Below are 18878 nucleotides of genomic sequence, written 5' to 3'. Positions count from 1 at the left end.
AACAGCCCCAGCCCACGATGCCCGGCTGCTCTATCCTTGTGCTTACAGCCTTAGTGCGAGTCTCGCCATGCGCCTGCGTCGCTGTGCCATTGTCCTGCTCTGCGCCACCCTGCTGCTGGGCGCCTGCAGCCGCCTGGACCTGGCCTATCGCAACCTCGACTGGCTGATCGGCTGGTCGCTGGACGACTACCTGCAACTCGACAGCGCCCAGCAGGACTGGCTCAAGCCGCGCCTGCGCGAGCACCTGGACTGGCACTGCAGCACCCAGCTGCCGGCCTACTCCGCGTGGCTGCAACGCAGCGCGGCCCTGGTCGCCCAGACGCCGCTGCAAGCGCAGCAGTTCCAGGCGCCCTTCAACGAATTCCGCCAGGCCGTCGACGCCATCGCCACGCAGGTCACCCCCACCGGCATCGAACTGCTGCGCGGCCTCAACCCCCGGCAAGTGGCGGAGCTGGACCGGGCACTGAGCGAAGAGAACGAGCAGCTGCGCCGGGAATACCTGCAACCCTCACTGCAGGAGCAGATCGCCACCCGCGCCGAACGCATGGGCGAGCGCCTGCAGCCCTGGTTCGGCGAGCTCAGCCGGCAACAACGGGAGCGTGTCGCGGCCTGGTCCCGGCAACTGGGCGAACAGAACCGGCTCTGGCTGGACAACCGCGTGCACTGGCAGGGGCAATTTCGCGCCCTTCTCGACGCCCGCCGCGGCGCCGACTTCGCCCCCCGCCTGCAGCACCTGGTGCAGCAGCGCACGGCCTCCTGGACCCCGGCCTACCGCGAGCAGTTCGAGCGCTCGCAAGTGGCCCTGGCCGAGCTGCTCGCCGACCTGTTCAACGGCGCCGACGCCCGCCAGCGCCAGCGCGTGCAGCAACGCCTCGCGGCGCTGCGCCAGGACCTCGACGAGCTGGCCTGCACTACGCCGGCAGAGGCGGCAGTCGCCAATCGATCGGAGTGAGGCCGCACTGCTCCAGGTACTTGTTGGCCCGGCTGAAATGGCCGTTGCCGAGGAAGCCGCGGTAGGCCGACAGCGGTGACGGATGGGCCGACTTCAGCACCAGGTGGCGGGTGGCATCGATCAGCTTCTGCTTGCCCTGCGCATGGGCGCCCCAGAGCAGGAACACCAGGTGGCCGGGGCGCGCGTTGACCGCCTCGATCACCTTGTCGGTGAACGGCTGCCAGCCCTTGTCGGCGTGCGAGCCGGCACTGGCCTGCTCCACCGTCAGCGAGGTGTTGAGCAGCAGCACGCCCTGCTCGGCCCAGCTCTGCAGGCAGCCGTGGGCGGGGATGTCGATGTTCAGGTCGCGCTTCAATTCCTTGAAGATGTTCTGCAGCGAAGGCGGCGCCGGCACCCCAGGCTGCACCGAGAAGCACAGGCCGTGGGCCTGGCCGGGGCCGTGGTAGGGGTCCTGGCCGATGATCACCACCTTGACCCGCTCCAGCGGCGTGGAGTTCAGCGCATTGAAGATCAGCGGTCCCGGCGGGTAGATCACCTTGCCGTTGTTCTTCTCGCTGCGCAGGAACTCGCTGAGCTGCGCCATGTAGGGCTTGTCGAACTCCTCGCGCAGGGCCTCCTTCCAGCCCGGTTCGAGTTTGATGCGGTCGTCGACGCTCATGGGTATTCCTGCACGGCAAAAAACGGAAACGGCACGCTAAGGAAGGCACCGGGGCAAGTCAAGGTATCGCACGGGGCGGGCGCCGCTCGCCACGCTAGGCTGCCTGGTGCTCACGGCAGATCAGCTCGACATCGGACTGGTGCAGCGGTTCCAGGGTCAGGCCACAGAAGGGTGCGCCGTCGCGCTGCTGGTGGAAGCGGCAGGTACGGCACAGACCGAAGCCCGGCACGTCCTGGTTGCGCTGGATCTGCCGCAGCAGCTCGCCGAGCAGGGCTTCCAGGGTGTGCTCCCGCTCGCCCATCTGTGCCAGCGCCGTCACCAGGAACTCCGGCGGGGCGATGGCCGCCAGCAGTTCACGGGCCGCCCCGGTCAGCTGCAGGTGCACGCTGCGCCGGTCGTGCTGGTCCTGCGCCTTCTCGATCAACCCCTTGGCCTCCAGCGCCTTGAGCGATTGCGACACCGTGCCCTTGGTCAGCCCCAGGTACTCGCTCACCGCCAGTGGCGTATTGGAATAGCGGTTGCAGCGCGCCAGGTAGATCAGCGCGCTGACCTGGATCGGCTGCAGCTCGGCCAGCAGCGGGTGCTGGCGGTTCCAGATGCGCATGAGGCTGGTCAGGCGTTCGAGCAGGTCGAAGAGGGTCGCGGCAGTCATATCATCACTCCAGTGGAAATATAGTATCGACTAAAAACCATATTGACAAAGCACGGAGCGCGCGCAATTCTCAATAAAGTATCGATTCGATACCAACAATCCAAAGGAGACTCGCAATGACCCACGCACGCTTCTATCACGCCGGCTGCCCCGTTTGCGTCTCAGCCGAACAGACCCTGCTCAACCTGCTGGCCCCGCATGTGCAGGTCGAGGTCGTACACCTCGGTGATCAGCCGCAACGGCTGGCCGAAGCCGAACAGGCCGGGGTCAAGTCGGTACCCGCGCTGGTGGTCGAAGGCCAGGTGCTGCACCTGAATTTCGGCGCCGCCATCGCCGATCTCAAATAGACAAACCGCCTTCGCCCTCAGCATCCCGTTGCAGGGTTGCTAGCCCGCAAAGGCCATGGACATCCCCTGTCCATGGCCTTTTCCTTGCCTCAGCCCTGGTGCAGCGCCCGGTAATGGCTGGGCGCCATGCCCACCACCTTGCGAAACAGCCGCGAGAAGTAATAGGGGTCGTCGTAGCCCAGCTGCTCGCCAACCTGCCGCACCTCCAGGCTGCCCTGATCGAGCAGGCGGCAGGCGTGGGCCATCTTCAGGTTGATGAAGTCCTGGATCGGCGCATGGCCGGTCAGCGCGCGGTAGGTCTTGGCGAAGTGGAAGCGCGACAGCTTGAACTGCGCCGCCAGCTCGTCGAGGTTGAGGCTGCCATGCAGGTGGGCGCGCATCACCGCCTGCACCGCGTCCACGTCCAGCACCCGCCCGGACTTGAGCTTGGCCCGCGCCGGCAATACCGCCAGGGAGCTGAGCAGCGCCTGCAGCTGGTGCGCGGCATGGATGAAATGCGCCAGGTTGAGGCCCTGGCGGTGCAGGCCGAGCAGCGCGTCGAACTCGGCCAGCAGGCGTGGCTGCACGCCGATGCGGCGCAACCGGGCCGGCCCGAGCAGGCGCAGGAAGTCCTCGCACAGGCTGCCGTCGAAGTGCACCCAGTACAGGGTCCAGGGGCGTTCGGCATCGGCGCCGTAGGCATGCGCCTGGCCCTTGGGCAGCAGCAGCAGGTCGCCGCCGCCAACTTCTAATCGTCCATCCTCGCTGTCCAGCCAGCCGCGCCCGGCCCGGCAGTAGATCAGCAGATGATCGTCCGGCTGCTGGCGCTGCATGCGGTGCCCGGCCGCCTCCGGGTAGAAGCCCAGGGCCAGCGGAAAACAGCCGGCGGCCAGCGGTTGGCGCGCCAGCAGGCGGCGCAGCCTGGGCGGGGTGATGAAGCGCAGGCCACCGGCCGGCAGCGGCCAGTTGGAGGTTTCGACAGATGCGGCCATGCTGACTCCCCAGTTTCTAATCCCAAGATCGTCCATCCAACCGACAAGATCGTCAATCCACAAGCCTTCGCGCAGTGGCTATAACAGGGGCACATGATTCTGCTCACGGTCTCGCGAGCTAGAGCCAGACAAGGCGCTACGTTAGTAACAGCCTTCGGCTGGTCAAACGGCCGAGGGAGCGGAGTTTACGAGTTGTAAATGAGCATCCCGAGGTCAGTTTTAACGCGGTATGGCCGACGCGCAGCAGATCGTGAACAGAATCCAAAAATAAGCTCAGGAGCAACCTGATGGCCCGTGTGATCCCCCAGCTGATCGCAGGCGAGTGGCAAGCCAGCCACTCCCGTGAACTGATCGAAGTGACCGACCCGGCCACCCAGGAAGTCCTGGCCCTGGCACCGAAGGCCACCTCTGAAGAAATCGAGGCGGCCATCGCCAGCGCCAAGAGCACCTTCCTCACCTGGCGCGAGGTGCCGGTTCCGGAGCGCGCGCGGCTGATGCTGCGCTACCAGCACCTGCTCAAGGAACACCACGACGAGCTGGCCGAGATCCTCGCCGGCGAGACCGGCAAGACCTTCGCCGACGCCAAGGGCGATGTCTGGCGCGGCATCGAGGTGGCCGAGCACGCGGCCAACATCTGCAGCCTGATGATGGGCGAGACGGTGGAGAACGTCGCCCGCGAGATCGACACCGCCAGCTATATCCAGCCGCTCGGCGTGTGCGTCGGCATCACCCCGTTCAACTTCCCGGCGATGATCCCGCTGTGGATGTTTCCGCTGGCCATCGCCTGCGGCAACACCTTCATCCTCAAGCCGTCCGAGCAGGACCCGCTGACGCCCAACCGCCTGGCAGAACTGTTCATCGAGGCCGGCGCGCCCAAGGGTGTGCTGCAGGTGCTGCATGGCGGCCGCGAGGTGGTCGACGCCCTGCTGGTGCACGAGGACGTGCGCGCCATCTCCTTCGTCGGCTCGGTGCCGGTGGGCCAGCACATCTACCGCACCGGCACCCAGCATTTGAAGCGCGTGCAGGCCTTCGCCGGGGCCAAGAACCACATGGTGATCATGCCCGACGCGCCCAAGGACCAAGTCATCAGCAACCTGCTCGGCGCCAGCTGCGGCGCCGCCGGCCAGCGCTGCATGGCGATCAGCGTGGCGGTGTTCGTCGGCGAGTCGAAGGCCTGGATCGACGAGCTGGCGACGCAGATCGCCGAACTGAAACCGGGCTACTGGAACGATGCGAGCGCCGCCTACGGCCCGCTGATCAGCCAGCAGGCCAAGCAACGCGTGCTGCGTCTGATCGCCGAGGGCAAGGCCGAAGGCGCCGAGTGCCTGGTCGATGGCTCGCACTGCACGGTGCCGGGCTACCCCGATGGCAACTGGCTGGGTCCGACCCTGTTCCGCGGGGTGACGACGAAGATGGGCCTGTACCGCGAGGAGATCTTCGGCCCGGTGCTGGTGTGCATGGAGGTCGACACCCTGGAGCAGGCCATCGAGCTGGTCAACGCCAGCCCGTTCGGCAACGGCACCTCGATCTTCACCCGCTCCGGCGGCGCCGCGCGGCATTACCAGCACGCGGTGGAAGTCGGCCAGGTGGGCATCAACGTGCCGATTCCGGTGCCGCTGCCGTTCTTCTCCTTCACCGGCTGGAAGGGGTCCTTCTATGGTGACCTGCACGCCTACGGCAAGCAGGCGGTGCGCTTCTACACCGAGACCAAGACCGTCACCAGCCGCTGGTTCGACGACACGCCGGTGAGCGGGCCGAACATGACCATTCAATTGAAGTGAACATTGACCCACTGCAATACGCTGCACATACGACCAAAAGAGAATGCCTCCCCGCTCGCCGGGGCCTCACAGTCGGCCCCGGCACAACAAGAACATGGAGGATGCAATGAAACGACTGACTGTCACCCTGGCCCTCTGGGCCGGGATCACTGCCTGCGCGCAGGCTGCCGAACCGATTACCCTCGGTCTCAACTACCCGCGCACCGGCCCCTATAAGGAAGAAGGATTGGCCCAGATGCGCGGCGCCCTGCTGGCCATCGACGAGCTGAACGCCCAGGGCGGCGTACTCGGCCGGCCCTTGCGCCTGTCCAGCAAGGACAGCGCCTCGCGTCCGGAAAAGGCGGTGAAGAACGTCGACAAGCTGGCCGACGAAGGCGCGGCCATGCTCTTCGGCGGCGCCTCCAGCGCGGTGGCCATCGCCGCCGGCAAGCAGGCGCGTGAACGCGGCCTGCTGTACTTCGGCACCCTCACCTACTCCAACGACACCACCGGCAAGGATGGCCAGCGCTACCTGTTCCGCGAGTGCAACAACGCCTGGATGAGCGCCCGCGTGCTCGGCCAGCACCTGGCCAAGACCCTGCCGGGCAAGCGCTATTTCTACGTGACCGCCGACTACACCTGGGGCAACACCACGGAAAGCTCGCTGCGCGAGACCACCGGCACCCAGGACCCGGGGCAGAACCCGGGCCTCAAGGTACCCTTCCCCGGCGCGCGTAGCGCCGACTACCAGTACGCCCTGACCCAGGCCGCGGCCAGCAACAGCGAGGTGCTGGTGCTGGTGCTGTTCGGCGAAGACCTGGTGCGCGCCATGCGCATCGTCGAGGACCTCGGCCTGAACAAGCGCATGCAGATCGTCGCGCCCAACCTGACCCAGAGCATCGTCGAGCAGGCCGGCCCGAGCCTGATGGAAGGCGTGCTCGGCACCGAACCCTGGACCTGGCAGGTGCCCCAGCGCGAAGGCTCGGAACGTGGCATGGCCTTCGTCAAGGCGTTCAACGAACGCTACGAGGTCTACCCGTCCAGCTCCGCCGCCTCGGCCTACAGCATCGTCTACCAGTGGGCCGACGCCGCCAAGCGGGCCAAGAGCCTCGACAGCGAGGCGCTGATCCAGGCCCTGGAAGGCCACAGCTACAGCCTGCTCAAGGGCAAGCAGCAATGGCGCGCCTTCGACCACCAGAACGTGCAGACGGTGTATGCCGTCCAGGTCAAGCCGCGCGCCGAGGTGATGAAAGATCGCTTCAAACAGGATTATTTCGAGATCGTGCATCAACTGGACGGCGAGCAGGCCGCGCCCAGCCTGGCCGAATGGCAGGCCGAGCGGCAAGCCGCCAAACAACCCCCGACCTTGCAGTGAGAGCCCATGGACTTTGAACTGAGCGATGAACAACGCCTGCTGGTACACAGCGCCCGCGCCTTCGCCGCGCGGGAACTGGCCCCGCACGCAGCAGACTGGGACCGCGACCACCACTTCCCGGTGGACGTGATCAAACGCGCCGCCGAGCAGGGCTACCTGGCCCTGTACATCAAGGAGGAAGACGGCGGCCTGGGGCTGTCGCGCCTGTCCAGTTCGTTGATCTTCGAACAGTTGTCCGCCGGCTGTATCGCCACCACGGCGTTCCTCACCATCCACAACATGGCCTCGTGGATGCTCGCCAGCTTCGCCGACCAGGCGTTGAAGGACGCCTGGCTGCCGCGCCTGACCAGCGGCGAGTTGCTGGCCTCCTATTGCCTGACCGAGCCGGACGCCGGTTCCGACGCCGCCCGCCTGCGCACCCGCGCCAAGCGCGACGGCGACGACTACGTGATCGACGGCAGCAAGTGCTTTATCTCCGGCGCCGGCAGCACCGACGTGCTGATCGTCATGGCGCGCACCGGCGAGGACGGCGCCAAGGGCGTGTCCTGCTTCCTGGTGCCGGGCGACGCGCCGGGGGTGAAGTACGGGCGCAACGAACTGAAGATGGGCTGGCGCGCGCAGCCGACCCGCTCGATCAGCTTCGAGGGCGTGCGCATCCCCGCCGGCAACCGCATCGGCCCGGAAGGCCAGGGCTTCGTCTATGCCATGAAGGGCCTGGACGGCGGCCGCATCAACATCGCCAGCTGCTCGCTGGGCGCGGCCCAGGCGGCGTTGGAGCAGAGCCTGCGCTACGTCGAGGAGCGCAAGCAGTTCGGCAAGGCGCTCAGCGAATTCCAGGCCCTGCAGTTCAAGCTGGCCGACATGCTCACCGACCTGACCGCCAGCCGGCAGATGGTGCGCCTGGCCGCGCACAAGCTGGACAACGGCCACGGCGAGGCCAGCCTGTACTGCGCCATGGCCAAGCGCTTCGCCACCGACCACTGTTTCAACCTGTGCAACGAGGCCCTGCAGCTGCACGGCGGCTATGGTTACCTCAACGACTACCCGCTGGAGCGCTGGGTGCGCGACAGCCGCGTGCACCAGATCCTGGAGGGCACCAACGAGATCATGCGGGTGATCATCGCCCGTCGCCTGCTGGATCAAGGCGGCATGCTCGATCGCCTGCTGTAGTTTTAAATCTGATCGCGGGAGTGATCGGCAACGCCACACCTGTAGGAGCCAGCTTGCTGGCGATCAGCAGCCCTGCAGGTACCGACTTCGCTCGCCGGGATCGCCAGCAAGCTGGCTCCTACAAACGCAGACCGTTGTGAGGATATTCATGAGCAACGCCATCGAAGCCTACAAGCCCGGGCTCTTCGACCTGACCCACAAGATCACCGTGGAGAAGCACGGCCACACCGCGCTGATTACCCTCAACCACCCGCCGGCCAACACCTGGGACCGCGACTCGCTGATCGGCCTCAAGCAGCTGGTCGAGCACCTCAACCGCGACGACGACATCTACGCCCTGGTGGTGACCGGCCAGGGCGGCAAGTTCTTCAGCGCCGGGGCCGACCTCAACCTGTTCGCCGACGGCGACAAGGCCCGCGCCCGCGAGATGGCGCGGCGCTTCGGCGAGGCCTTCGAGGCCCTGCGCGATTTTCGCGGCGTGTCGATCGCGGCGATCAACGGCTACGCCATGGGCGGCGGCCTGGAATGCGCCCTGGCCTGCGACATCCGCATCGCCGAACGCCAGGCCCAGCTGGCCCTGCCGGAAGCCAGCGTCGGCCTGCTGCCCTGCGCCGGCGGCACCCAGGCGCTGCCCTGGCTGGTCGGCGAAGGCTGGGCCAAGCGCATGATCCTCTGCGGCGAGCGCATCGACGCCGAGACCGCCCTGCGCATCGGTCTGGTCGAGCAGGTGGTGGACAGCGGCGAGGCCCGCGGCCATGCCCTGCTGCTGGCGGCCAAGGTGGCGCGGCAGAGCCCGGTGGCGGTGCGCACCATCAAGCCGCTGATCCAGGGCGCGCGCGAACGCGGAGCCAATACCTGGCTGCCCGAAGAGCGCGAGCGTTTCGTCGACCTGTTCGACGCCGACGACACCCGCGAAGGGGTCAACGCCTTCCTCGAGAAACGCGACGCGCAGTGGCGCAATAAGTGAGTAAGACTGAGCGGTATCTGTGGGAGCGGCTTTAGCCGCGATTGATGCTCCGCTGCTGCATATCGCGGCTGAAGCCGCTCCCACAAAAAGCATACGAAACTGACGCCCCGTAAAAGGCGCCATGTGCACCAGGACCCACGAAGATGAACGTGCATTTCGAAGAACGCCACGCCCAGCACGGCTACCGCATCGGCATCGCCAGCCTGGATGCGGAGAAGAGCCTGAATGCCCTGACCCTGCCGATGATCGAGGCGCTGGATGCCCGGCTCAAGCAGTGGGCTGACGACCCGGCCATCGCCTGCGTGCTGCTGCGCGGCAACGGGCCCAAGGCCTTCTGCGCCGGCGGCGACGTGGTGCAGCTGGTGCAGCAGTGCCGCGAGCACCCCGGCGAGGTGCCGCCCCTGGCGCGGCGCTTCTTCGCCGACGAATACCGCCTCGACCACCGCATCCACACCTACCCCAAACCGCTGCTGTGCTGGGCCCACGGCCATGTGCTGGGCGGCGGCATGGGCCTGATGCAGGGCGCGGCGATCCGCATCGTCACCCCGAGCAGCCGCCTGGGGATGCCGGAGATCAACATCGGTCTGTACCCGGATGTCGGCGGCAGCTGGTTCCTCGCCCGCCTGCCGGGCAGGCTCGGCCTGTTCCTCGGCCTCACCGCCAGCGGCATCAACGCCCGCGACGCCCTGGACCTGAACCTGGCCGACCGTTTCCTGCGTGACGACCAGCAGGACGCCCTGCTCCACGGCCTGAGCCAGCTCAACTGGCAGGAGCAGGCCGCCCAGCAGCTCAACAGCCTGCTGCGCGCCCTGGAGCACGAGGCCCGCAGCGCACTGCCGCAGGCCCAGTGGCTGCCGCGCCGCGAACGCCTCGACGCCCTGCTCGACGTGGCCGACCTGCCCGCCGCCTGGCGCGCGCTCAGCACCCTGCAGGGCGACAGCGACCTGCTCCTGGCCCGCGCCGCCAAGACCCTGAGCGAGGGCTGCCCGCTCACCGCCCACCTGGTCTGGCAGCAGATCCAGCGCGCCCGCCACCTGTCGCTGGCCGAGGTGTTCCGCATGGAATACGCCATGAGCCTGAATTGCTGCCGCCACCCGGAATTCCCGGAAGGCGTGCGTGCCCGCCTGCTCGACAAGGACCAGGCGCCGAAGTGGCACTGGCCGGACGTGGCGGCCATCCCGCCGGCGGTGATCGCCGCCCATTTCGAGGCGGTGTGGGAAGGCGCGCACCCGCTGGCGGATCTGTGAGCGCGAGCCCGCCGGTGCCCAGCCAGATGCAGCGGGCCCTGGCCTTCCAGGCCCTGCACCAACGCCCCGGCTGCTTCGTCATCCCCAACCCGTGGGATGCCGGCTCGGCCAAGGCACTGGCCGCCCTCGGCTTCGAGGCGCTCGCCACCACCAGCGCCGGCCTGGCCTTCAGCCTGGGCCGTGCCGATGGCGAAGGCTTGATCAGCCGCGAGGAAACCCTGGCCAACGCGCGGGCGATCATAGACGCGACCGGGCTACCCGTCGCCGCCGACCTGGAAAACGGTTTCGGCGACAGCCCGCAGGAATGCGCACAGACCATCCAGCTGGCGGCCCTGGCCGGCCTGGTCGGCGGCTCCATCGAGGACGCCAGCGGCCAGGCCGCTGTGCCTATCTACCCCTTCGAACTGGCCGTGCAGCGCATCCAGGCGGCAGTCGCAGCGGCCCGTGCCCTGCCCTTCCCCTTCACCCTCTGCGCCCGGGCGGAGAACTTTCTGCACGGGCGCCCCGACCTGGCCGACACCATCCGCCGCCTGCAGGCCTATGCCGAAGCCGGGGCCGACGTGCTCTACGCGCCGGGCCTGCGCAGCCGCGAAGAGATCGCCGCGGTGGTGCGCGCCGTGGCGCCGAAACCGCTCAACGTGGTGATGGGGCTGGGCGCGGCCAGCTTCACCGTCAGCGAACTGGCCGAGCTGGGCGTCAAGCGCATCAGCCTCGGCTCGTCCCTGGCCCGCGCCGCCTTTGGCGCGTTCCTGCGCGCCGCCGAGGAAGTCCGCACGCAGGGCAGCTTCACCTTCGCCGAACAGGCCGAGCCGTTTGCCCGGATCAACGCCCTGTTCACGCCACACCCCTGACCACCGCCATCGAGGAGAACAATAACAATGACCCAGATTGCCTTTATCGGCCTCGGCCACATGGGCCTGCCCATGGCCCGCAACCTGCTCAAGGCCGGCTTCGCCGTGACCGCCTTCGACCTGGTCCCGGAAGCCGTCGCCAGCCTGGTCGGCGACGGCGGCAAGGCCGCGGCCAGCGCCGCCGATGCGGTGCAAGGCGCCACGGTGGTGATCAGCATGCTGCCGGCCAGCCGCCATGTGGAAAGCCTGTACCTGGGCGATGCCGGCCTGCTGACACAGATCGCCGCGGGCGGCCTGGTGCTGGAGTGCTCGACCATCGCCCCGGACTCGGCGCGCAAGGTGCACGCGGCGGCCGCCGCCCGCGGCCTCGCCATGCTCGATGCGCCGGTGTCCGGCGGCACCGCCGGCGCCGCGGCCGGCACCCTGACCTTCATGGTCGGCGGCCAGGCCGAGGCGCTGGAAAAGGCCCGACCGATCCTCGCGGCGATGGGCAAGAACATCTTCCACGCCGGCCCCGACGGCGCCGGCCAGGTGGCCAAGGTGTGCAACAACCAGCTGCTCGCCGTGCACATGATCGGCACCGCCGAAGCCATGGCCCTGGGCGTGGCCAGCGGCCTGGACCCGGCCGTGCTGGCCGAGATCATGCGCCAGAGCTCGGGCGGCAACTGGAGCCTGGAGAAGTACAACCCCTGGCCGGGGGTGATGGAAAACGCGCCGGCGTCGAAGGCTTACTCGGGCGGCTTTATGGCCGAGCTGATGGCCAAGGACCTGGGCCTGGCCCAGGAAGCGGCGCAGGCCACGGCCAGCAGCACGCCGATGGGCGCCCTGGCCCTGCAGCTGTATCGCCTGCTGCTCAAGCGGGGTGAGGGCAAGCTGGACTTCTCGGCGGTGCAGAAGCTGTTCGTCGAATGACGGCCCTGCACGCGCAGAGTGCGCCAGCGTTAACGGCCGGCAGCCTGAGGTCCTCCAAGCCATTCAGGAGCGCTGCACAGCGCTGTTGCCTGGGAGCGCACTCATTCGCGATCGGCTCCGGGTGGCCGGTTTATCGCGGATAAAACCGCTCCCACTAAAACCTAGCCAAACCAAAACGCCGCAGTGAATGCGGCGTTTTTGTGGGCGGGCGGAGCCTGTCAGCGCTCGCGCAGCGCCTCGGCCCGGGCGCGGATGATCGGCTTGAGCAGGTAGCTCAGCACGCTCTTCTTGCCGGTGATGATGTCCACCGAGGCGACCATGCCGGGGATGATCAGCAGCGGCTTGGCCGCGCTGCCCAGGTGGCTCTTGTCGGTGCGCAGCTGGATCAGGTAGAAGCTGTTGCCTTCCTCGTCGGTGACGGTGTCGGCGCCGATCTGCTCCAGTTCGGCGCGCAGCCCGCCGTAGATGGTGTAGTCATAGGCGCTGAACTTGACCATGGCCTCCTGCCCGGAATGGAGGAAGGCGATGTCCTGCGGACGGATGCGCGCCTCCACCAGCAGGCTCTCGCCCAGCGGCACGATCTCGACGATATCGCTGCCCGGCTGGATCACCCCGCCGATGGTGTTGACCAGCAGCTGCTTGACGATGCCGCGCACCGGCGAAGTGACCAGGGTGCGGTTGACCCGGTCTTCCAGGGCCTTGCCGGTCGACTGGATCTTGCTCAGCTCGGTGCGCGCCTCGTTCAGCTGGGTCAGGGCCTCGCTGCGAAAGCGCCCGCGGGTCTCGTCGATCTTGCGTTCCACTTCCTTGATCGCCGCCTCGGCGCGGGGTATGGCCAGGGTGGTGGCTTCCAGCTGACCGCGCGCCTCCACCTCGGCACGCTTGAGGCGCAGCACTTCCACCTGGGAGATCGCGCCTTCGGCGACCAGCGGCTCGGACATCTGGATTTCCTGGCGCAGCAGGTTGAGGCTGTTGCGCGACTGCCCCTGCTTGGACGCGTACTCGCGCAACTCCTGGCGACGCTGGGTCAGCTGCTCTTCCAGGCCGGCCACCTCGTCGAGCAACTGCTGCTTGCGGCTGTTGAACAATTCGATCTCGTTGTCGGCCAGGCCCGGGGCCTTCTCCCGCACTTCCACCGCCACCACCAGCTCGCGATCCTGCACCTCGGCACTCAGGCGCTCCACGCGCAGCAGCAGGGCCAGGCGGTCGGCTTCGGTTTCGCCGACGTTGGAGGCGAAACGGGTGTCATCCAGGCGCAGCAGGGGATCGCCGATCTCGACTATCTGCCCTTCGCGCACGAACAGCTCGGCGACTATGCCGCCCTCCAGGTTCTGGATCTTCTGCAGGCGCGAGGAAGGAATGGCCTTGCCGTCGCCACGGGTCACTTCATCGACCACGGCGAAATTGGCCCACAGCAGGCAGAAGGCGACAAAGGCCACCAGCGCCCAGATGGTCAGGCGGATCACCCGCGGCGCATCCTCGATCAGCGCCTTGCTGACCTCGGGCAGGGGCTCGCTGCCCAGCGCGTCGCGGCCGCCGAAATAGGCAGCCAGGGCTTGCCGCAGACGCTTGCCGATAGCTTTAGCTGACACTGACCTGCCCCTTCTTCAGCGCTTCCATCACACTCCCCTTGGGCCCGTCGGCAATGATCTGGCCACGGTCGACGATCACCAGGCGATCCACCAGGCTGAGCATCGAGGCCCGGTGGGTGACCAGCAGCAGGGTCTTGTTGGCGATCATCGCCGCCAGGCGCTGCTTGAGGCGCTCCTCGCCGGTGTTGTCCATGGCGCTGGTCGGCTCGTCCAGCAGCAGGATCGGCGGATCGAGCAACAGCGCGCGGGCCAGGGCGACGTTCTGCCGCTGGCCACCGGAGAGGTTCTGCCCGCGCTCGCCAACCTGCAGCTCATAGCCCTTCGGGTGCAGGCGGGCGAACTCGTGCACGCCGGCCAGTTCGGCGGCCTGCAGCACCAGTTCGTCTTCCACGTAACGCGCGCCGGCCACCAGGTTGTCGCGCAGGCTGCCGGAAAACAGCTGGATGTCCTGGGGCACGTAGCCGATGTTGTAGCGCAGGTCGCTGACGTCCAGCTGGCGCACATCGATGCCGTCGACCAGCAGGTTGCCGCTGTCGGCCTGGTACAGGCCGACGATCAGCTTGGCCAGGGAACTCTTGCCCGAGCCGCTGCGGCCGATGATGCCGATCTTCTCCCCCGGGCGGATCACCAGGTTGATCTTGTGCAAGGCCGCCTGCTGCTGTTCCGGATAGTGGAAGTCGACCTGGCGGAACTCCACCGCGCCCTGCAGCGACTGGCGCTTGAGCGGGCGCTCGTTGTCCTGGCGTTCCTGCGGCAATTCCATCATCTGGTTGACCGAGTCCAGGGTCACCTTGGCCTGCTGGTAACGGGTCAGCAGGCCGGACATCTGCGTCAGCGGGCCCAGGGCGCGACCGCTGAGCATGTAGGAGGCGATCAGCCCGCCCATGCTCAGGTTGCCGGCGATGATCTGGTAAACCCCCAGCACCACCACCACCACGCCGGCCATCTGCTGCAGCAGCATGGTCGAGTTCAGCGCCAGGCTGGACAGCATGCGCGCGCGCAGCTCCAGGCGGCTGAGCGTGCCGATGGTCTGCTCCCAGATGTATTGCCGCTCGCTCTCGGCGTTGTTGACTTTGACCGCGTCCAGCCCGGCCAGGCTCTCGATCAGGCTGGACTGGCGCTCGGCGGCCAGGGCCATGGTGCGCTGCATGGTCTCGGCCAGGGGCCGCTGCAGGGCCCAGCCGATCAGCGCCACCAGGGGGAAGGCGAGAATCGGAATCCACACCAGATGCCCGCCGATCATGGCGATCACCGCCAGGATCAGCAGGGTGAACGGCAGGTCGATGACGCTGGCCAGGGTCAGCGAGGCGAGGAAATCGCGCAGGCTCTGGAACTCGTGGATGTTCTGCGCGAAGCTGCCGACCCGCGCGGGGCGGAACTTCATGGCCATGCCGACGATGCGCTCGAACAGGGTGGCCGAGATGATCAGGTCGGTCTTCTTGCCGGCCAGGTCCAGACACAGGCCGCGCAGGGTCTTGAGCAGCAGGTCGAAGAAGAACACCCCGGTGATGCCGATGGCCAGCACCCACAGGGTGGCCTCGGCCTGGTTGGGCACCACCCGGTCGTACACGTTCATCACGAACAGCGGCGTGGCCAGGCCGATCAGGTTGATCAGCAGGCTGGCGGCGATGGCATCGACATACAGCCAGCGGGAACGCTTGAGGGTGTCGCGGAACCAGGACGTGGCCCGCGGGATCAGCTCGCCCCGGTTGAAGTCGAACTTGTGCAGGGGCTGGGCGAAGAACGCCTGGCCGCTGTAGTCCTCGCGCAGGATCTCGAGGTCGACCAGCACCTCGCCGCCCTCGCTTTCGCAGGGCATGACGCGCGCGCGCTGCTGCTCGTCCCAGCCCAGCAGCAGGGCACTGCGCCCGTCGCGCAGCAACAGCAGCGCCGGCATGGCGATGGCCGGGATCTGCTGCAGCTCGCGGCGCAACCAGCGCCCCTGCAAGCCGGCCCGCGCCGCCGCGCGCGGCAGCAGCTCGGCGCTCAGCCGCTGCTCCGGCAGGGGCAGCCCCGCCGTCAGCATGGCGCGGCTGACCGACTTCTGATGCAGGAGGCACAGCGACAGCAGGCTATCCAACAGCGGATCGTCATGGCGATCGCGCGGGTCGCTACGGGTCTGGGTCTGACTGATATCTACTGCCACTCGGGGTCACTCTTGCGCCGAAGAAAGCCGACTCATCGCCAGGCACGGTCATCGCACTATTGCCGGGCAGTCACGCCGTGGCGTGCCCGGCAGCCGACCCGCTTCGCCGCGGGTCGAGCGGCCCGGGGTTCAGTTCAGGCCCGGCAGCTGGGCTTCGCTCTGGACTTCGTCCAGCGGCGCGGACGCCATCGGTGCGACCACCCCCTGGCTCTTGAGCAGCGCGCCCATGGTGGCCTTGATCCGGTACTGAGTAAACAGCTCCAGAAAGCGCACTTCCTCGAGTCGACGGGAGGCGGTGAACAGTTCGTTCTCGCTGTCCAGCAGGTCGAGCAGGGTGCGGTCGCCGAGGGTGAACTGCTTCTGGTAGGAGTCGCGCACGCGGCTGCTGTAGTCGACGTACTGCTCGGCGATCGGCACCTGCTGACGCGCGTTTTCCAGCGCGTTCCAGGCCAGGCCCAGCTCCTCGTTGAGCACCCGCAGCGCGTTGTTGCGCACGTCCATCGCCTGATTGGTCAGGTGCGCCTTGGATTGCAGGTCGGCCTTGTTGCTGCCGCCGGCGAACAGGTTGTAGCGCATGCGCACCATGGCCTGCCACTCGTTGACATGGCCCTCGGTGCCATCCAGGTTGTTGTCGGCGCCGTGCTCCAGCTCGGCATCGAAGCGCGGGTAGAAGGGCGACTTGGCCGCTTCGTACTGCTGCTCGGTGGCCTGCACATCGGCCTCGGCGGAGCGCAGCAGCGGGTTGTTCGCCAGCATCTCCAGGCGCGCGGCCGGCAAGTCCGCCGGCAGCTGACCGGCCAGGCCGGCCGGGCGGCTCAATTCGGCGGGGTCGCTGCCCACCACGCTGAAGTAGTTGACCCGCGCATCGGCCAGGTTGGTCTGCTCGGTGATCAGGTTGTTGCGGGCCTGGGCCAGGCGCGCTTCCGCCTGATCGAGATCGGCCATGCGCCCTACCCCGCGCTCGCTGCGCAGGGTGATCTGGTCGTAGATGCGCTCATGACTGCGCAGGTTGTCCTGGGCCAGACGCACCATCTCCTGGCGGCTGAGCACATCGAGATAGGCACGCACCACGTCCAGGCCGGTACGCTCGGAGGTGCCCAGCAGTTCGTAGGCCCGCGCATTCACGGTGGCGCGCTGGCGGGCCACTTCGCTGCTGGTGGCGAAACCGTCGAACAGCATCTGCTGCACACGCAGGCTGGATTCGCCGCGGGTCAGGGTTTCATAGTCGTGTTCGCCGCTGCTGTTGCGCGCTCCCGGATCGTCGGTGCCCTCGCGCCCGTAGCCGGCCAGCAGGTCGACCCGCGGCAGGTAGCCGCCCTTGGCCGCCTTCATCTGCTCTTCCACGGACAGGCGGGCATTCACCCCTGCCTGGACTTCCGGATGATTGTCGAGCGCGCCCTGCAGCGCCTCGCTGAGGGTCTGTGCCTGGGCGGAAACCGAGCAGGTGAAGAGGAACGGCAGAACGACGGAGAAGCGCATGGGAAGGGGAAATCCTTTGAACAGGGCAAGGCGGATCTGCACAACGCTGGATCGCTGAAAACGCCGCATCAACGACGTCGATTAAGTCACTGCATTAAAGTGACGCGGCTCACAGATTAATCTTATCGATATCAAAGTGACATCACGATAGTCAATTGTTTATGATCGCCGAAAGAGGGTCAATACTTTGTCGCGCATCAATTCCAAATAGACATAAGACAAATTATTGTCGCCAACATTTTGACCATTACCACGCTACTCCAACGCCTACAACTTCAATTCATCTGCGTGCACAACCTTCCCAGTGCGCTTTAGCAGGAGCGGATCCATGAGCAGCATCGTCGCCGTTATCAAGAGCATCATCGGTCAGGTTTTCGCCGTTTCGATCGATGGCTTGAAGCGCCAGGTATTCGAAGGCGATCAGCTGTTCGCGGGGGAACAGCTCCTCACCGATGCCGGTGGCAGTGCCACCATGCAACTGGCCAGCGGCGAGGTCGTCCAGCTGGGGGCCAGCGCCACCTGGCAGGCCGGCAATCCGCAGGCGGAGGCAGAGGCAGACGATGACGACGAACCCGTCTCCGAGCTGGAGCAGGCCCTGGCCGAAGGCTTCGACCCGACCACCGGCCTGGAAGAAACCGCAGCGGGCGCGGCAGCCGGCGGCGGCACGGGCGGCGCGGCCGGTGGCGGGCACAGCTTCGTCATCCTCGATGCCACCGGGCAGCAACTAGACCCGACCATCGGCTTTGCGACTGCCGGGCTCGACATTGCGGGGGCGCCAGAGGTGCTCGAAACCGCCACCGACGCCCCCGACCTGGCCGCCACCGCCACCCCGCCGGCGACCGACACCACCCCACCCGTGATCAGCATCAGCCTCGATCCGATCACCGCGGACAACACCCTCAACCGCCAGGAACTCGCCGGCGACTTCCTCACTATTACCGGAAGCGTCGGCGGCGAAGCCAAGGTGGGCGACAGGGTGACCCTCGATGTGGGCGGCAGCCTCTATACCGGCAGCGTGATCCAGCGTCCCGACGGCTCTCTCGGCTTCGACATCAATGTGGGCACCGGCGATCTGCGCGCGGCCGACAGCATCACCGCCACGCTGACCAGCACCGATGCCGCAGGCAACAGCGCAAGCGCCAGTACCGTGCGCGACTACGCCGTCGACACCAGCGCCAACCTCACCGTCAGCCTCAACGAAGTGAACAGCGACAACGTCGCCAACGCCCCGATCTCCGGCACCTCCGATGTCGGCGCCGGCCGCACCGTGACCCTGGTGATCAGCGACAACGACCCGGCCACCGCCGACATCACCCTCACCGCCATCACCGATACCGCCGGCAACTACAGCGCCACCGCCGACCTCAGCGGCCTGGCCGATGGCAGCCTGAGCGTCAGTGCCAGCGTCACCGATGCCGCTGGCAATCAAGCAAACGCCACCGACGGCGCGGTGCTCGACGCCCTGGCGCCGAGCGTGACCATCGCCGACATCAGCACCACCAGCGACAGCACCCCGACCTTCAGCGGCACCTATGCCAACACCAGCGGCAACCTGACCCTCAACGTCAACGGCACCGACTACAGCGTCACCCCCAACGGCGACGGCACCTGGTCCTTCACCCTGCCGGACAGCGCCGCCCTGGCCGATGGCAACTACATCGCCACCATCAGCGGCAGCGATGCCCAGGGCAATGACGCCAGCGCCAATGATCCGTTCACCGTCGCCGATGGCGTCGTCGCCGTTGATGACAGCTTCAACGTCAACGAAGACGGCTCGGTCAGCCTCGACCTGCTCGGCA

The 18878-nt window shown here is 67.2% G+C and carries 16 protein-coding genes; 10 read left to right on the top strand and 6 right to left on the bottom strand.

Annotation, left to right across the window (positions count from 1 at the left end):
- The first annotated feature begins 67 nt into the window (after nt 1–67).
- Complete coding sequence (locus F3I16_RS17840; RefSeq protein ID WP_256670219.1) at nt 68–952, top strand: DUF6279 family lipoprotein; 885 nt, start codon at nt 68–70, stop codon at nt 950–952.
- On the opposite strand, the gene ung is transcribed toward F3I16_RS17840, so the two are convergent.
- Nucleotides 912–1610: a uracil-DNA glycosylase gene (gene ung / locus F3I16_RS17835; RefSeq protein ID WP_160494898.1), complete on the bottom strand. Its 699-nt coding sequence runs from the start codon at nt 1608–1610 to the stop codon at nt 912–914. The two genes, F3I16_RS17840 and ung, sit on opposite strands and share 41 nt — an antisense overlap.
- A gap of 94 nt (nt 1611–1704) precedes the next feature.
- The gene (locus F3I16_RS17830; RefSeq protein ID WP_160494897.1) at nt 1705–2262 is read right to left on the bottom strand and encodes a MarR family winged helix-turn-helix transcriptional regulator; all 558 of its coding nucleotides are present in this window, start codon (nt 2260–2262) and stop codon (nt 1705–1707) included.
- A 116-nt stretch (nt 2263–2378) separates the two neighbouring features.
- Between F3I16_RS17830 and F3I16_RS17825 the strand changes: the two genes are divergently transcribed.
- Nucleotides 2379–2609 (top strand): glutaredoxin domain-containing protein, encoded by a 231-nt coding sequence (locus F3I16_RS17825; RefSeq protein WP_160494896.1) that lies wholly within the window; start codon nt 2379–2381, stop codon nt 2607–2609.
- Between the two features lie 89 nt (nt 2610–2698).
- Here the strand turns inward: F3I16_RS17825 and F3I16_RS17820 are convergent, their stop codons facing one another.
- Complete coding sequence (locus F3I16_RS17820) at nt 2699–3580, bottom strand: AraC family transcriptional regulator (protein WP_160494895.1); 882 nt, start codon at nt 3578–3580, stop codon at nt 2699–2701.
- Between the two features lie 287 nt (nt 3581–3867).
- Between F3I16_RS17820 and F3I16_RS17815 the strand changes: the two genes are divergently transcribed.
- The 7 genes from F3I16_RS17815 (at nt 3868) to mmsB (ending at nt 11862) form a co-directional block, all read left to right on the top strand.
- A complete protein-coding gene (locus F3I16_RS17815) occupies nt 3868–5361 on the top strand; it encodes a CoA-acylating methylmalonate-semialdehyde dehydrogenase (protein ID WP_160494894.1) in 1494 nt (497 codons plus the stop codon).
- Nucleotides 5362–5467: 106 nt separating this feature from the next.
- The gene (locus F3I16_RS17810; protein ID WP_160494893.1) at nt 5468–6715 is read left to right on the top strand and encodes an ABC transporter substrate-binding protein; all 1248 of its coding nucleotides are present in this window, start codon (nt 5468–5470) and stop codon (nt 6713–6715) included.
- A gap of 6 nt (nt 6716–6721) precedes the next feature.
- Nucleotides 6722–7885, top strand: a complete 1164-nt coding sequence (locus F3I16_RS17805) for an acyl-CoA dehydrogenase family protein (RefSeq protein ID WP_160494892.1) — start codon at nt 6722–6724, stop codon at nt 7883–7885.
- A 148-nt stretch (nt 7886–8033) separates the two neighbouring features.
- Complete coding sequence (locus F3I16_RS17800) at nt 8034–8852, top strand: enoyl-CoA hydratase (protein ID WP_160081023.1); 819 nt, start codon at nt 8034–8036, stop codon at nt 8850–8852.
- A 143-nt stretch (nt 8853–8995) separates the two neighbouring features.
- The gene (locus F3I16_RS17795; protein WP_160494891.1) at nt 8996–10099 is read left to right on the top strand and encodes an enoyl-CoA hydratase/isomerase family protein; all 1104 of its coding nucleotides are present in this window, start codon (nt 8996–8998) and stop codon (nt 10097–10099) included.
- A gap of 26 nt (nt 10100–10125) precedes the next feature.
- On the top strand, nt 10126–10950 hold the full coding sequence (locus tag F3I16_RS17790) for an oxaloacetate decarboxylase (protein WP_160494946.1): 825 nt from the start codon (nt 10126–10128) through the stop codon (nt 10948–10950).
- A gap of 27 nt (nt 10951–10977) precedes the next feature.
- Nucleotides 10978–11862 carry a 3-hydroxyisobutyrate dehydrogenase gene (gene mmsB / locus F3I16_RS17785; protein ID WP_160494890.1) on the top strand — a complete coding sequence of 295 codons (885 nt, stop codon included), beginning with the start codon at nt 10978–10980 and terminating at the stop codon, nt 11860–11862.
- A gap of 218 nt (nt 11863–12080) precedes the next feature.
- Here mmsB and F3I16_RS17780 read toward each other — a convergent pair whose 3' ends face one another.
- From F3I16_RS17780 to F3I16_RS17770, 3 genes are all read right to left on the bottom strand, one after another.
- Nucleotides 12081–13439 (bottom strand): HlyD family type I secretion periplasmic adaptor subunit, encoded by a 1359-nt coding sequence (locus F3I16_RS17780; RefSeq protein WP_160494945.1) that lies wholly within the window; start codon nt 13437–13439, stop codon nt 12081–12083.
- Nucleotides 13440–13443: 4 nt separating this feature from the next.
- Nucleotides 13444–15600 carry a type I secretion system permease/ATPase gene (locus tag F3I16_RS17775; protein WP_160494889.1) on the bottom strand — a complete coding sequence of 719 codons (2157 nt, stop codon included), beginning with the start codon at nt 15598–15600 and terminating at the stop codon, nt 13444–13446.
- A gap of 129 nt (nt 15601–15729) precedes the next feature.
- A complete protein-coding gene (locus F3I16_RS17770; protein ID WP_372239652.1) occupies nt 15730–17115 on the bottom strand; it encodes a TolC family outer membrane protein in 1386 nt (461 codons plus the stop codon).
- Between the two features lie 292 nt (nt 17116–17407).
- On the opposite strand from F3I16_RS17770, the gene F3I16_RS17765 reads away from it, so the two are divergent.
- Nucleotides 17408–18878: retention module-containing protein (locus F3I16_RS17765; protein ID WP_160494887.1), on the top strand; the 1471-nt coding region annotated here is incomplete at its 3' end.

Source organism: Pseudomonas sp. L-22-4S-12, from assembly GCF_009799935.1.
GTDB lineage: Bacteria > Pseudomonadota > Gammaproteobacteria > Pseudomonadales > Pseudomonadaceae > Aquipseudomonas.
This window is presented reverse-complemented; position numbering and strand designations above follow the sequence as displayed.

Coding starts and splice junctions, on each gene's coding strand:
- F3I16_RS17840 (WP_256670219.1), top strand. CDS start 68: ATGCGCCTGCGTCGCTGTGCCATTGTCCTGCTCTGCGCCACCCTGCTG.
- ung (WP_160494898.1), bottom strand. CDS start 1,610: ATGAGCGTCGACGACCGCATCAAACTCGAACCGGGCTGGAAGGAGGCC.
- F3I16_RS17830 (WP_160494897.1), bottom strand. CDS start 2,262: ATGACTGCCGCGACCCTCTTCGACCTGCTCGAACGCCTGACCAGCCTC.
- F3I16_RS17825 (WP_160494896.1), top strand. CDS start 2,379: ATGACCCACGCACGCTTCTATCACGCCGGCTGCCCCGTTTGCGTCTCA.
- F3I16_RS17820 (WP_160494895.1), bottom strand. CDS start 3,580: ATGGCCGCATCTGTCGAAACCTCCAACTGGCCGCTGCCGGCCGGTGGC.
- F3I16_RS17815 (WP_160494894.1), top strand. CDS start 3,868: ATGGCCCGTGTGATCCCCCAGCTGATCGCAGGCGAGTGGCAAGCCAGC.
- F3I16_RS17810 (WP_160494893.1), top strand. CDS start 5,468: ATGAAACGACTGACTGTCACCCTGGCCCTCTGGGCCGGGATCACTGCC.
- F3I16_RS17805 (WP_160494892.1), top strand. CDS start 6,722: ATGGACTTTGAACTGAGCGATGAACAACGCCTGCTGGTACACAGCGCC.
- F3I16_RS17800 (WP_160081023.1), top strand. CDS start 8,034: ATGAGCAACGCCATCGAAGCCTACAAGCCCGGGCTCTTCGACCTGACC.
- F3I16_RS17795 (WP_160494891.1), top strand. CDS start 8,996: ATGAACGTGCATTTCGAAGAACGCCACGCCCAGCACGGCTACCGCATC.
- F3I16_RS17790 (WP_160494946.1), top strand. CDS start 10,126: ATGCAGCGGGCCCTGGCCTTCCAGGCCCTGCACCAACGCCCCGGCTGC.
- mmsB (WP_160494890.1), top strand. CDS start 10,978: ATGACCCAGATTGCCTTTATCGGCCTCGGCCACATGGGCCTGCCCATG.